This is a genomic window from Halopseudomonas laoshanensis (genome assembly GCF_008365385.1).
Taxonomy (GTDB): domain Bacteria; phylum Pseudomonadota; class Gammaproteobacteria; order Pseudomonadales; family Pseudomonadaceae; genus Halopseudomonas; species Halopseudomonas laoshanensis.
Genome location: NZ_QOVF01000001.1, coordinates 307,545 through 321,048, shown reverse-complemented (window position 1 = coordinate 321,048; position 13,504 = coordinate 307,545). Strand labels below are relative to the sequence as shown.

Annotated in this window: 12 protein-coding genes; 5 read left to right on the top strand and 7 right to left on the bottom strand. The window is 58.6% G+C overall.

The window, feature by feature from the left end; all coding sequences use genetic code 11:
• Nucleotides 1-16: 16 nt before the first annotated feature.
• The 4 genes from pheA to mtnA form a co-directional block, all read right to left on the bottom strand.
• Entirely contained in the window at nucleotides 17-1,114 is a 1,098-nt protein-coding gene (pheA, locus tag DT594_RS01530) for a prephenate dehydratase (protein WP_149331062.1), read from the bottom strand.
• Nucleotides 1,115-1,119: 5 nt separating this feature from the next.
• The gene (gene serC, locus DT594_RS01525) at nucleotides 1,120-2,205 is read right to left on the bottom strand and encodes a 3-phosphoserine/phosphohydroxythreonine transaminase (protein WP_149331061.1); all 1,086 of its coding nucleotides are present in this window, start codon (nucleotides 2,203-2,205) and stop codon (nucleotides 1,120-1,122) included.
• A gap of 9 nt (nucleotides 2,206-2,214) precedes the next feature.
• Nucleotides 2,215-4,860 (bottom strand): DNA gyrase subunit A, encoded by a 2,646-nt coding sequence (gyrA, locus tag DT594_RS01520; RefSeq protein WP_149331060.1) that lies wholly within the window; start codon nucleotides 4,858-4,860, stop codon nucleotides 2,215-2,217.
• 246 nt (nucleotides 4,861-5,106) lie between these two features.
• Nucleotides 5,107-6,186 (bottom strand): S-methyl-5-thioribose-1-phosphate isomerase, encoded by a 1,080-nt coding sequence (gene mtnA, locus DT594_RS01515; protein ID WP_149331059.1) that lies wholly within the window; start codon nucleotides 6,184-6,186, stop codon nucleotides 5,107-5,109.
• Between the two features lie 127 nt (nucleotides 6,187-6,313).
• Between mtnA and DT594_RS01510 the strand changes: the two genes are divergently transcribed.
• The 5 genes from DT594_RS01510 (at nucleotide 6,314) to DT594_RS01490 (ending at nucleotide 10,883) form a co-directional block, all read left to right on the top strand.
• On the top strand, nucleotides 6,314-7,657 hold the full coding sequence (locus DT594_RS01510) for a TRZ/ATZ family hydrolase (protein WP_149331058.1): 1,344 nt from the start codon (nucleotides 6,314-6,316) through the stop codon (nucleotides 7,655-7,657).
• A complete protein-coding gene (ubiG, locus tag DT594_RS01505) occupies nucleotides 7,647-8,348 on the top strand; it encodes a bifunctional 2-polyprenyl-6-hydroxyphenol methylase/3-demethylubiquinol 3-O-methyltransferase UbiG (protein ID WP_096346066.1) in 702 nt (233 codons plus the stop codon). The genes DT594_RS01510 and ubiG overlap by 11 nt, the downstream gene beginning before the upstream one ends.
• A gap of 4 nt (nucleotides 8,349-8,352) precedes the next feature.
• Nucleotides 8,353-9,033: an HAD family hydrolase gene (locus tag DT594_RS01500; RefSeq protein WP_149331057.1), complete on the top strand. Its 681-nt coding sequence runs from the start codon at nucleotides 8,353-8,355 to the stop codon at nucleotides 9,031-9,033.
• Nucleotides 9,026-9,766 carry a YciK family oxidoreductase gene (locus DT594_RS01495; RefSeq protein WP_149331056.1) on the top strand — a complete coding sequence of 247 codons (741 nt, stop codon included), beginning with the start codon at nucleotides 9,026-9,028 and terminating at the stop codon, nucleotides 9,764-9,766. Before DT594_RS01500 ends, DT594_RS01495 begins: the two co-directional genes overlap by 8 nt.
• A gap of 181 nt (nucleotides 9,767-9,947) precedes the next feature.
• Entirely contained in the window at nucleotides 9,948-10,883 is a 936-nt protein-coding gene (locus DT594_RS01490) for a GGDEF domain-containing protein (protein WP_149331055.1), read from the top strand.
• A 26-nt stretch (nucleotides 10,884-10,909) separates the two neighbouring features.
• Here DT594_RS01490 and rluB read toward each other — a convergent pair whose 3' ends face one another.
• The 3 genes from rluB to DT594_RS01475 form a co-directional block, all read right to left on the bottom strand.
• A complete protein-coding gene (gene rluB / locus DT594_RS01485; protein WP_149331054.1) occupies nucleotides 10,910-11,806 on the bottom strand; it encodes a 23S rRNA pseudouridine(2605) synthase RluB in 897 nt (298 codons plus the stop codon).
• Between the two features lie 101 nt (nucleotides 11,807-11,907).
• On the bottom strand, nucleotides 11,908-12,693 hold the full coding sequence (gene scpB, locus DT594_RS01480; protein WP_149331053.1) for an SMC-Scp complex subunit ScpB: 786 nt from the start codon (nucleotides 12,691-12,693) through the stop codon (nucleotides 11,908-11,910).
• On the bottom strand, nucleotides 12,668-13,486 hold the full coding sequence (locus tag DT594_RS01475; RefSeq protein WP_149331908.1) for a segregation and condensation protein A: 819 nt from the start codon (nucleotides 13,484-13,486) through the stop codon (nucleotides 12,668-12,670). The genes scpB and DT594_RS01475 overlap by 26 nt, the downstream gene beginning before the upstream one ends.
• Between the last annotated feature and the right edge of the window lie 18 nt (nucleotides 13,487-13,504).

Below are 13,504 nucleotides of genomic sequence, written 5' to 3'. Positions count from 1 at the left end.
GCTTGTCGCTAACGAATTAGAGTACCGCTTTCGGATACGAACCCAGCACCTTGAGTGCTACCGATTCTTCATTGATCTGCTCCAGTGCATCTTTAATTAGCGGATCATGCTGGTGGCCGAAGAAGTCGATAAAGAATACATAGGTCCATTTGCCGCTGCGCGATGGCCGGGTTTCGATCCGTGACAGATCGATCCCGTTGTTGTGGAACGGCTGCAGCAAGTGGTGCAAGGCGCCCGGCTTGTTGCGCATGGAGACGATGACTGAAGTCTTGTCGTCGCCAGTGGGCGGCACCATCTGGCTACCGATGATCAAAAAACGCGTGGAGTTATCCGGGCGATCTTCGATCTTATCGGCAATCCGCGTCAGCCCATACAGCTCGCAGGCCATATCCCCGGCAATCGCCGCAGAATTCCATTCGCCCTTGACCCGCTTGGCCGCCTCGGCATTACTGGCCACTGCGACCCGCTCGACATTCGGATAATGCGCGTCCAGCCATTTGCGGCACTGGGCCAACGACTGGGCATGCGAATAAACCCGGGAAATCTTGTCAGTCTTGGTGTTTTCACCAATAAGCAGATGATGGTGAATGCGCAGCTCGACCTCACCACAGATGACCATGTCGTGTTCGAGGAAGCTGTCCAGCGTGTGGTTGATAGCGCCCTCGGTGGAATTCTCCACAGGCACCACACCGAACTGCACGGCACCCGCCGCCACTTCACGGAAGATCTCATCGATCGCCGCCATGGGTACGCTGATCACCGAATGGCCGAAATGCTTGATCGCGGCAGCCTGGGTAAAGGTACCTTCTGGCCCCAGATAAGCCACTTTCAGTGGCTCTTCCAACGCCAGGCAGGCGGACATGATCTCGCGGAACAACCGAGCCATCTCTTCATTGTCCAGCGGCCCTTTGTTCAGCTCCATAATGTGCTTGAGCACCCAGGCTTCACGCTCGGGCCGGTAGAACAGCGGCTTGCTACCTTCCGGCAGGGACTTCTGTTTTACATGGGCCACGGTTTGCGCGCACTGGGCGCGCTCGCTGATCAACTCGAGAATTTTCTCGTCGAGACTGTCTATGCGTTTACGTAGTGCCTTGAGTTGGTCTTCATCAGACATTGCCATCAACCCCGCTGCCGTTCGAACTCGGCCATATAGGCCACCAGCGCATCCACTGCATCCTGGCCGACGGCGTTATAAATAGACGCGCGCATACCGCCCACTGAACGATGGCCCTTGAGGTTCAACAGGCCCCGCTCTTCGGCGCCAGCTAAAAAAGGCTTGTCCAGCCGATCATCTGCCAGGCGGAAGGGGATATTCATCCAGGAGCGATCCACCGGATTGATCGGGTTGCTGTACAGCTCGCTACTGTCTATCGCCTTGTACAAGGTGCGCTGTTTGGTCTGATTGAGGCGTTCCATCGCTTCCAGGCCGCCCTGCTCCTTGACCCACTTAAAGATCAAGCCTGCCAGGTACCAGCCAAAGGTCGGCGGCGTGTTATACATCGAGCCGTTTTTCGCCGCGACACTGTAATCAAGCATGGTCGGGCAACTGGCGCGAGCGTTGCCGAGCAGGTCTTCACGCACGATCACCACTACCAGACCGCTGGGGCCGATATTCTTCTGCGCGCCGGCGTAAAGCATGCCGAACTTCGACACCTCCAGCGGGCGGGAAAGAATGGTCGAGGACACATCGGCAATCAGCGGCTTGTCGCCTACCTCGGGAATCCAGCCATACTCCAGCCCCCCAATGGTCTCATTCGGGGTGTAGTGCACATACGCGGCATCATCCGACAACTGCCATTCGTTCTGACCCGGGATGGCGAAATAATCGTAGCCCTTGGCGCTGGCAGCCACGTTCACATGGCCGAAACGCTGAGCCTCTTCTATCGCCTTGGCGGACCAGATGCCGGTGTCGATATAGTCCGCACTGCCACCTTCGGCCATAAAGTTCAGCGGAATCTGAGCAAACTGCTGGCTGGCACCGCCTTGCAGGAACAGCACCTTGTAGTTGTCCGGCACGCCAAGCAGATCACGCAGATCCTGCTCGGCGGTTTCAGCAACCTGGGTAAACTCCTCGCTGCGGTGACTCATTTCCATGACCGACAGGCCTTTGCCCTGCCAGTCCAGCAGTTCCGCCTGAGCCTGCTTCAGCACCGCCTCAGGCAATGCTGCAGGACCCGCACAAAAATTGAACAATCGATTACTCACGGCGGCGTTTTACTCCTGATCCGTATCGGCAGCCGGAGACTCGTCCTGCGCTGCACCAAGCTCTGCATTCACTTCCACGTCGGTATCGGACTCATCCAGCTCGCCATCAGCAAGCTCCTCTTCAGACGGCTCCTGAATACGCTCCAGACCTACCAGTTTCTCGTCGCTGGCGACCTTGATCAGCGTCACACCCTGGGTGTTACGCGACAAGCTGGACACCTCGGCGACACGGGTACGCACCAGCGTGCCCTGGTCGGAGATCAGCATGATTTCCTCACCATCGACCACCTGGACAGCCCCGACCAGCGGACCGTTACGTTCGTTGCTGACCATGGCAATGACGCCCTGGCCGCCGCGCTTGTACTGCGGAAACTCTTCAACTGCCGTGCGCTTGCCGTAGCCGCGCGCCGAAGCGGTCAGAATCTGCGTGCCCTCTTCGACAATAATCATCGAAATAAGGCGCTGCTTTTCCGCCAAACGCATACCGCGTACACCGCGCGCGGTACGACCCATGGCCCGGACGTCAGTTTCCTTGAAGCGTGTCACCTTGCCACCGTCGGAGAACAACATGACCTCACGCTCGCCATTGGTGATAGCAGCGGAAATCAGCGTATCGCCTTCATCCAGGTCCAGTGCAATCAGACCGACCGTACGCTGGCGGCTGAACTGCTCAAGCGGCGTCTTCTTCACGGTGCCGTTGGCGGTAGCCATAAAGATGAACCAGCCTTCGGTATACTCGTCGACCGGCAACATGGCGCTAATGAACTCGCCTTCGTCCAGCGGCAACAGGTTGACCAGCGGACGACCCCGCGCGGTGCGCGAAGCCTCTGGAATTTCATAAGTCTTCAACCAGTACACTTTGCCCTTGCTGGAGAACAGCAGCAGCGTGGTGTGGCTGTTGGCAACCAGCAGGTGAGAGACATAGTCCTCATCCTTGACGCCCGTCGCCGCTTTACCGCGACCACCACGGCGCTGGGCCTGGTAATCGGCCAGCGGCTGGCTCTTGGCGTAACCACCATGGGAGATGGTTACGACCCGCTCTTCTTCGGTAATCAGGTCGGCAATGCTCAGATCCAGGCGTGAAGCTAGAATCTCGGTGCGGCGCGCGTCGCCGAAGTTGGTGCGAATCAGCTCCAGCTCCTCGACGATGACTTCCATCAGGCGCTCCTGGCTGTTGAGGATACGCAGCAGTTCACCGATCTGAAGCAAAATTTCCTGGTACTCGGCCAGCAGCTTTTCGTGCTCCAGGCCAGTCAGACGGTGCAGGCGCAGTTCCAGAATCGCCTGTGCCTGTTCGGGAGACAGGTAATACTTGCCGTCACGCAGACCGAATTGCTCGTCCAGGCCATCGGGGCGGCAGGATTCCGCACCGGCGCGCTCGACCATCTCGACCACAGCGCCCGGCTCCCAGGCGTTGGCGATCAGACGCTCCTTGGCTTCAGCCGGGGTCGGCGAGGCTTTGATCATGGCAATAACCGGGTCGATATTCGACAAGGCAACGGCCTGACCTTCAAGGATATGCCCGCGCTCACGCGCCTTGCGCAACTCGAATACGGTACGGCGGGTCACCACTTCACGGCGGTGACGAATAAAGGCATCGAGCAATTCCTTGAGATTCAGAATGCGCGGCTGGCCATCGAGCAGACCGACGATATTGATGCCGAACACGTTCTGCATCTGCGTCTGGGTATAGAGGTTATTGAGGATAACCTCGGCGACCTCGCCCCGGCGTATCTCAATCACCACGCGCATGCCGTCCTTGTCGGACTCATCACGCAGCTCGGTAATGCCTTCGATCTTTTTCTCTTTGACCAGCTCGGCGATCTTCTCGATCAGGCGTGCCTTGTTCAACTGATAAGGCAGCTCGTGAATGATGATCTGCTGCCGACCGCCAACCTTGTCGATATCTTCAATAGTACAACGAGCCCGGACATAGATTCGGCCGCGGCCAGTGTTGTAGGCCTCAACAATACCCGCGCGGCCATTGATGATGCCCGCGGTGGGGAAATCCGGACCAGGAATGTGTTCCATCAGATCATCGATGGTCATATCCGGGTTTTCGATCAGTGCCAGACAGGCGTTGATCACTTCCGTCAGGTTGTGCGGCGGAATATTGGTCGCCATGCCCACGGCAATACCGCTGGATCCGTTGATCAGCAGGTTCGGGACCTTGGTCGGCAATACCGCAGGAATCTGTTCGGTGCCATCGTAGTTGGGCACCCAGTCGACAGTTTCCTTTTCCAGATCAGCCAGCAGCTCATGTGCCAGCTTGGTCATACGGATTTCGGTGTAACGCATGGCGGCGGCGTTGTCGCCATCCACCGAACCGAAGTTGCCCTGACCATCAACCAGCAGATAGCGCAGCGAGAACGGCTGCGCCATACGAACGATGGTGTCGTAGACCGCAGAGTCACCGTGTGGGTGATATTTACCGATTACGTCACCGACCACACGGGCCGATTTCTTGTAGGGTTTGTTCCAGTCGTTGTTCAACTCGCTCATCGCGAACAGCACGCGGCGATGCACCGGCTTGAGACCGTCGCGAACATCCGGCAAGGCCCGGCCCACGATCACGCTCATGGCGTAATCCAGGTACGACTGCTTCAGCTCATCTTCGATATTGACTGGAAGGATTTCTTTGGCCAGTTCACCCATGAAACGGCATTCCTTTTATTGTCGGCAACCTGACGATGCCTGTAACAGTTATTCGGCGCACTCAGGGGCTCTGCGGGGCTGCTGTTTCCGCTAGAAAGCGATCAGTCAGCGCGGGGCCGCAGGACACCCGGTTAAAGCCCGACAGGATACCACAGAGCGAGGCTGGGAGGGAGGCGAAACGCAAGTCTGAGCCTGCTATTCCAACAAGAAGGACGAACGGGTCCCTGGAAAGGATCAAGCCACCGCTCAGTGCAGATGCCGGTGACTCATCAGATCGGCCAACTTGCGCGCGTCCGGGCGCTCGATTACGCCTTTTTCGGTCACAATGGCGTCGATCAGATCCGCCGGCGTCACATCGAACACCGGATTGAACACCGGCACACCGACATCCAGTGATTGGCCACCGAGCTGCAGCAGCTCGGCGGCGCCCCGCTCCTCGATAACCACCTCATCACCATGTTCCAGCGCCATGTCGATGGTCGAGCTTGGCGCAACAACCATAAACCGCAGGCCGTGATGCATGGCCAGAATCGACAGCGAATAGGTTCCGATCTTGTTCACCACATCGCCATTGGCAGCAATCCGGTCCGCGCCAACGATGACCCAGGTGATGGTCTGGGTCTTCATCAAATGGCCGGCGGCCGAATCAACATTGATACTCGCCTCGATACCGTCGCGTTCAAGCTCCCATGCGGTCAGCCGCGAGCCCTGCAGCCAGGGTCGGGTTTCGTCAATAAACACTTTGTCGACCAGCCCGGCCGCATGCGCGGCGCGAATCACGCCCAGCGCTGTTCCATAGCCACCAGTGGCCAATGCGCCCGCGTTGCAGTGGGTAAGCAGGTTTTGCGGCGTCTTCTGATGCTTGCGGATCAGCTCCATGCCCAGCTTGCCCATGGTCAGATTGGCTTCATGATCGCTTTGATGAATCGACTGAGCCGCCTCAAGCAGGCGTGCGGGAACATCGGCGTGGGCGGAAAGACGCGCCAGCCGGTCGCGCATCAACTTCAATGCCCAACTCAGGTTGACCGCCGTCGGCCGTGCATTTTCCAGCAGTTCAAGATCCGCCTTCAGCGCCTGCGCCCAGTCCTCGCTCTGGCCGACGCGGCGGGCGGCCAGCGCAACACCATAGGCCGCAGCGATACCAATCGCTGGCGCACCACGCACGACCATGTCGCGGATGGCCGTTGCCACCTGATCCGCATCAGCGCAATCGATATATTCTTCGCGCGCTGGCAACTGGCGCTGATCGAGCAGGCGTAATACGCCGCCGCGCCATTCGAGGGCTTTCACTTTGTCCGCTGTGGCTGATTGTGTAGCAGGCTGCATGGTGACCCTCCTAAACCGCCAGTATACCCATCCCCGGGGTGGCCTGACGAACGCAGAAATGAAATGTCACTCCACCCAATCGAAGGCAGCCGTTATACTGCTGCGCATGATCCAAGATGAACTCCCCATGCTATCTCTGCCCGATTCCGTCGACCTGCTGATCTCGGCGCGCTGGATTGTGCCCGTCGTGCCCACCGGCCAGGTACTGGAAAATCATGTTGTTATTGTGCACCAAAGCCGCATCCTCGGCATCGTCAGCCAGCAGCGCGCTGCTACCCTGCAGGCCCGTGAACGCCGTGAACTGCCTCATCATGTGCTGATCCCAGGGCTGATCAATGCCCATGGCCATGCGGCCATGAGTCTGTTCCGCGGGCTCGCCGATGACCTGCCATTGATGAGCTGGCTGAATGATCACATCTGGCCGGCTGAAGGCCGTTGGGTAAGCGAGGACTTTGTTCGTATCGGCACGCGACTGGCCGTTTCCGAGATGCTCCGTGGGGGCACCACCTCTTTCGCCGACATGTATTTCTATCCCGAGATCGCGGCCCAGGTAGCCATGGACGCCGGAATCCGCGCGCAACTGGCATTTCCGGTTATCGACAACCCGATCCCCGGCGCGCAGAACAGCGCCGAAGCCATATCCAAGGGCCTGCGCCTGCATGACGACAGTAAACACAATGAGCTGATCAGTGTCGCCTTTGGCCCGCACGCACCCTACACCGTGGGCGACGATACACTTATCCGCGTACGCACGCTGGCAGATGAACTGGAACTGCCGGTGCATATGCACGTTCACGAAACCGCTTTCGAGGTGGAAGAAGCAATACGCCAGACGGGCATGCGCCCGCTGCAGCGCTTGCGTGAGCTCGGCTTGCTCAGCCCGCGTCTGCAGGCGGTGCATATGACCCAGATCGACGATCAGGATATGCAGCTTCTCGGGGACTATGGCGTACAGATCATTCATTGCCCCGAATCCAACATGAAGCTTGCCAGCGGCTTCTGCCCGGTCCAGCGTCTGCTGGACAACAATATTAATGTTGCGCTGGGTACTGATGGCGCTGCCAGCAACAATGATCTGGATATGTTTGCCGAGCTGCGCACCGCAGCATTGCTGGCCAAAGGCGTATCTGGGCAGCCCACCGCGCTGGATGCGCACAGTGCCTTGCGCATGGCCACGCTGGCCGGTGCTCAGGCGCTGGGAATAGCGGAGCAAACCGGATCGCTGGAGCCTGGCAAATTGGCGGACATGGTCGCGGTGGACCTTTCCGCCCTGCCCTTGCAACCCGTCTACCATCCGGTGTCACAATTACTCTATACCTGCAACGCCTCGCATGTGTCAGATGTGTGGGTGGCTGGCCGGCAAAAAGTCAGATCTGGCCAGCTGCAGTTGGCCGACCAGGATGGCCTGCTCGAAGCGGTGAACGAGTGGGCCCAACAGATTCAGACAGGGGACGAAGAACATGACGCTTAATGTGGACCAGGCAGAAATCGCCAAATTCGAGGCGCTGGCCAGCCGCTGGTGGGACCGCAATAGCGAGTTCAAGCCACTGCACCAGATCAACCCGTTGCGCACCAACTGGATTGATGAACGTGTTGGCCTGGCGGGTAAAGAAGTGCTGGATGTTGGCTGCGGCGGGGGTATTCTCGCCGAAGCCATGGCCCTGCGTGGCGCCAAGGTGATGGGCATTGATATGGGTGAAGCGCCGCTGGCCGTCGCCCGGCTGCATCAGCTCGAATCCGGCGTAGAGGTGGACTATCAGCAGATCACCGCCGAGCAACTCGCGGAGCTGCATCCCGGTCGCTTTGACGTGGTTACCTGCCTGGAAATGCTCGAACACGTGCCCGATCCCGCGTCCGTCATCCGCGCCTGCGCCACCCTGGTCAAACCCGGCGGCGACATTTTCTTCTCGACCATCAACCGCAATCCGAAATCCTTTGTGTTTGCCATTGTTGGCGCCGAATACGTACTGCGTTTGCTGCCGCGGGGCACCCATGAATTCGCCAAGTTTATCAAACCCGCCGAGCTGGGCCGCTGGTCACGCGAAGCCGGCCTGGACATGCAGGACATCATCGGCCTGACTTACAACCCGCTGACCAAGGTCTATAAACTGGAATCCGATGTGGATGTGAATTACATGATCCACACTCGGCGCAGCGCCTGACGGCATGCTGACCAGCGTACTCTTCGATCTTGACGGCACCTTGCTGGATACCGTCGACGATTTTATGGCGATCATTTTGGCCATGCGCCAGGAACGCGGCTTGCCCCCAGTGGATGCCATACGTATCCGCGACCGGGTATCTGACGGCTCGGTTGGCATGCTCAGCAGCGCCTTCAACATGCAGCCCACCGACCCGGGCTTCGAGGCACTGCGTGAAGAGTTTCTGCAGCGCTACGATCTGGCGTTGGCGGTACACACTCGGCCTTTCGATGGCATTCCGGAACTGCTTGATTGGCTCGATGGCCAGGGAATGCCCTGGGGCGTGGTGACCAACAAGCTCAGTCGCTTCAGCATTCCGTTACTGGCGGCCATGGGCCTGGAAGACCGTTGTCATGCGCTGGTCTGCCCCGATCAGGTCAGCCACGGCAAACCGCATCCGGAACCCCTGCTCAAAGCCTGCGTCCAAATGGGTGTAGAGCCGCACCATTCAGTTTATATAGGCGATCACCTGCGCGACATCCTCGCGGGGAAAGCAGCGGATATGCCGACCATTGCCGCGCTGTATGGCTACATTCCCCCAGGCGAGGATCCGGCTGGATGGCAGGCGACTCACAGCGTACGATCCCCAGCCGAGCTGCGCCCATGGCTAGCGCAAAGGCAACTTCAGGAGGCACCCCATGTTTGATTATCAGGCACCCCAGAACCTGCTCAAGGATCGTGTGATATTGATCACCGGTGCCGGCGACGGAATCGGCCGTGCTTGCGCGCTGAGCTGTGCTGGCCATGGGGCAACCGTGGTACTGATCGGCCGCACGCCGTCGAAACTTGAAGCGGTCTACGATGAGATTGAAGCCTCCGGCTTTCCGCAGCCGGCGCTCTGCCCGCTAAACCTGGAAACTGCGCTGGAGAAAGACTATCTGGATCTGGCTGATCAGCTGTTCGACACCTTTGGCAAGCTCGACGGCCTCGTACACAACGCCGCCCTGCTCGGCCCGCGCACCATGCTCGACAACGTCAAGGCTGAAGCCTGGTTGCAACTGATGCAGGTCAACGTCAACGCGCCTTTCCTGCTGAGCAAGTCGATGATGCCGCTATTACGCGCCGCTCCCGATGCATCCGTGGTCTGCGTGTCTTCCAGCGTCGGCCGCAAAGGCAAGGCTTTCTGGGGACCCTATGCGGTGAGCAAGTTTGCCCTGGAGGGCATGATGCAGGTGTTCGCCGACGAACAGGAAGGTACCAGCGCCATACGTTTCAACAGCCTGAATCCCGGGGCCACCCGGACCAGCATGCGCGCTGCGGCCTACCCAGGAGAGGCACCCGAGACGAACCCAGAGCCTGCGCAAATAATGCCAGCCTTTCTCTATCTGCTGGGGCCCGACAGCAAAACCGTCAACGGCCAGGCCCTCGACGCCCAGTAGGCGGTTTTTTGTCACCCCTTTTCGACCAGCGCGCGCGTTTTGGAAAAAGCGGCAACTTTTTGCCGCTTTTTCCTTTTTTTGCCGATCAATCCGAATCAAATCTTTGATTAATAACAATTTAATATAATAGGCACAAACCCTGCATGGTGTATTGATATCACACTCTACTGCAGGCGCAGCCATGACGTTATCGACCAGCAACACCATTGACTTCGACTCGGCGCGCCTGAAGCTCATCAGTGAAAAAAAGCTTTCGTCAGTCGCTATCCAGCGTGAAAAAGCAGTCAAGCACATGACCGTGTTAGGTCTGCAGCAGCGGCTCACCCAGCAACTGCAAACCTCGCTGGAGCTTGAGCGGGTACTGGATCTTTTCTTCACCGCCGTGCAGGAATTCATGGGCCTCAACAGCCTTGAGTTTCACCACGACGCCCACGCCGTGAAAGTAAGCAAGGGCGTGCCAAGCATGCACCGCTGCAACTACCGCATGACGCATGCCGGTGACTTTCTGGGCGAGATTCAGTTCACTCGTGACAAACGCTTCAGCGAAGTACAGCTACAGAGTCTGGAGACATTGCTCGGCAATCTGCTGTATCCCTTGCGCAACGCGCTGATGTACCGGGCTGCCCTGCACTCAGCCTTGAACGATAGTCTGACGGGCATCGGCAATCGCCTGGGTCTTGATCAGGCACTGACCCGTGAAGTGAAGTTCTCCTCACGCCACCACACACCTCTATCGTTGCTGGTGCTGGATATAGACCATTTCAAGCAGATCAACGACAAGTACGGGCACGCCTACGGTGACGCGGCGCTTAAAGCCGTGGTCAACTGTGCACGCAGTTGCCTGCGCGATGTAGACGAGCTATTCCGTATGGGTGGTGAGGAGTTTGTCGTGGTACTGAGCAATACCGACAATCATGCCGCGCGCTTCGTCGCTGAACGGATTCGTTGCAGCATTGCGCAGATGCAGTTCGAAATTGATGGCGACCCCATCCCGATGACGGCAAGCCTGGGGGTTGCAACATTGAAAGCGGAAGAGAACAACGAGGGTCTACTGGAGCGCGGTGACAAGCTGATGTATGTCGCCAAGCGCGCTGGTCGCAACAGGATTGCCTGCTGACGACCAGCTCTGCAGCTACAGGCGTTTCAACGCGACTTGTGCGGCACCTTGGTACGCCGAACCGCACGCGGCTGATGCATGGAAGGCTTGCGCGCAAGCCGCTGAGCCTTCTCCCGGTCAGCAGTCTTCATGGCTGGCAATGATATCGGAGTGAGCCCGACCTCCTGACTCAACGCATCGATTTCGTTCTGCTTCATTTCGCGCCAGCGACCCACCGGCAACTCTGGCCCAAGGAACACCGGCCCGAAACGTACACGCTTGAGGCGGTTGACGCGCATACCCTGGGATTCCCACAGGCGGCGCACTTCACGGTTGCGGCCTTCCATCAGACACACGTGGTACCAGCGGTTGATACCCTCGCCACCGGCGGTCACAACGTCGGTGAAGCGCGCAGGACCATCATCAAGCATAACGCCGGTCTTGAGTCGCTCGATCATTTCCTCGTCCACTTCGCCCATGACCCGCACAGCGTACTCGCGGTCCATCTGATAGGACGGATGCATCAAGCGGTTAGCCAGTTCGCCGTCGGTGGTGAACAGCAACAGGCCTGAAGTGTTGATATCGAGGCGGCCGATGTTGATCCAGCGGCCATGCTTGAGCCGCGGCAAACGATCAAAAACGGTAGGCCGACCTTCGGGATCGTCACGGGTACAGACTTCGCCTTCCGGCTTGTTGTAGAGCATGACTCGGCGGGCTTCTTCATTTTCGATATCGCGCTTGACCGGACGACCATCGACCAGAATCTGGTCCAGGCTGTCGACCCGGCAACCCAGGGTAGCGAGCTTGCCGTTGACGCTGATGCGTCCGGCTTCGATCCAGGCCTCAACCTCACGGCGCGAACCAAGCCCGACGCGGGCAAGCACCTTTTGCAGCTTTTCGCCGCTGACAGAGGTTGAGTCAGAATTGGTAGGATGATCGGTCATGCGTGGCACCTCCCGGTGTAGAAAAGACAGTGTAGAGAAGACGATGTAGAAAATAATGACCGACTAGATTACCACCAAGGCCGTCGACCAGCCAGATAAACTCAGCGCTGGTCAGGATCCGCGCTAGCTTCAGGGTCATCGTCCTGATCTGGGTCTGAGGTCGACCGCTGCGGTTGATAATCATCAAAATCGGTTTTCAGGTTGAATTCCATTTCCCCCAGCTCGTCCAGCAATGCGTGAAAGCCGGTTTCCGCGCCCGCAGCATCCAAGGCCTTCAACGGCTCTACCGGCATCCAGGGAGTATCAACGTCATCCACCGCACCCTCATCCTGCAGCGCCAGCTCCGGTTCCTGATCCAGGTCACGAATCGCCGCCAGCGGCGGTAACTCGCTGAGGCTGCGCAGATTGAAGTGGTCAAGGAACTGACGGGTGGTGGCGTACATGGAAGGTCGACCTGGCACGTCGCGATGCCCGACCACCCTTACCCACTCGCGCTCGAGCAGTGTTTTGATGATCTGGCTGCTGACTGCCACGCCGCGCACATCTTCGATCTCGCCACGGGTAATCGGCTGACGGTAGGCGATCAGCGCCAGGGTTTCCAGCATCGCCCGCGAGTAGCGTTGCGGCCGCTCTTCCCACAGCCGGCTGACCCAGGGCGAAAACTCTTCACGCACCTGCAGCCGCCACCCACTGGCAACTTCACGCAGTTCGATGGCGCGGCCGTTGTAGTATTCCGCTAGCCGCCCGAGCGCTTCACGCAGCGCATCCAGACCTGGCGCCTGGCCCTCATCAAACAGGTCGCGCAAGCGATCCAGTGACAAGGGTTTGCCGGCGGCCAGCAACGCAGCCTCAATAATATGCTCAAGTTTCGGCTGGGACATCTTCACCTCGTACTTTGACGTGAATAGGCGCGAAGGCTTCGCTTTGCACCAGATCCACCAACTGTTCCTTGACCAGCTCAAGCACCGCCATAAAGGTGACTACCACCCCCAGCTTACCCTCGCTGACACTGAACAGACTGACAAAAGGCACAAATGGCTGTCCGCGCAAACGCTCCAGCACATCGGCCATACGCTCGCGGGTGGAGAGGATTTCCCGGGTGACCTGATGACTCTCGAACATATCGGCGCGCCGCAGCACGTCACTGAGTGCGAGCATCAGCTCCTGCATGTCCACCTCCGGATGCGCCCGCCGGCTTTGAAACTCAGGGGCCTCCGCGCTGGCCAGCGACAGGTCACGTCCGACCCGCGACAACCCGTCAATTTCCTCTGCGGCCTGCTTGAAACGCTCGTATTCCTGCAGCCGACGAATCAGTTCCGCACGCGGGTCGTGCTCTTCATCCTCGTCTTCCTGATGCCGGGGCAGCAACAGGCGGGATTTGATTTCGGCGAGCATGGCCGCCATCACCAGATACTCGGCCGCCAATTCCAGGCGCACTACCGTCATCAACTCGATATAGCCCATGTACTGCTTGGTAATGTCAGCCACGGGTATGTCGAGAATATCGATATTCTGTTTGCGGATCAGATAGAGCAACAGGTCGAGCGGGCCTTCAAACGCTTCGAGGAAGACCTCGAGCGCTTCGGGGGGAATATACAAATCTTGCGGGATCTGCGTGACGGCTTTGCCATAGACCATGGCAAAAGGCATTTCCTGCTGGCCTGAGCCCATGGGAGTCATTGCCGCAGCAACCGCCGG

Bases quoted from the DNA above. Each gene is read 5' to 3' on its own strand.
- rluB (WP_149331054.1), bottom strand. From the start codon at position 11,806: ATGACCGATCATCCTACCAATTCTGACTCAACCTCTGTCAGCGGCGAA.
- DT594_RS01475 (WP_149331908.1), bottom strand. From the start codon at position 13,486: ATGACTCCCATGGGCTCAGGCCAGCAGGAAATGCCTTTTGCCATGGTC.
- DT594_RS01510 (WP_149331058.1), top strand. From the start codon at position 6,314: ATGCTATCTCTGCCCGATTCCGTCGACCTGCTGATCTCGGCGCGCTGG.
- ubiG (WP_096346066.1), top strand. From the start codon at position 7,647: ATGACGCTTAATGTGGACCAGGCAGAAATCGCCAAATTCGAGGCGCTG.
- mtnA (WP_149331059.1), bottom strand. From the start codon at position 6,186: ATGCAGCCTGCTACACAATCAGCCACAGCGGACAAAGTGAAAGCCCTC.
- pheA (WP_149331062.1), bottom strand. From the start codon at position 1,114: ATGTCTGATGAAGACCAACTCAAGGCACTACGTAAACGCATAGACAGT.
- DT594_RS01495 (WP_149331056.1), top strand. From the start codon at position 9,026: ATGTTTGATTATCAGGCACCCCAGAACCTGCTCAAGGATCGTGTGATA.
- DT594_RS01500 (WP_149331057.1), top strand. From the start codon at position 8,353: ATGCTGACCAGCGTACTCTTCGATCTTGACGGCACCTTGCTGGATACC.
- DT594_RS01490 (WP_149331055.1), top strand. From the start codon at position 9,948: ATGACGTTATCGACCAGCAACACCATTGACTTCGACTCGGCGCGCCTG.
- gyrA (WP_149331060.1), bottom strand. From the start codon at position 4,860: ATGGGTGAACTGGCCAAAGAAATCCTTCCAGTCAATATCGAAGATGAG.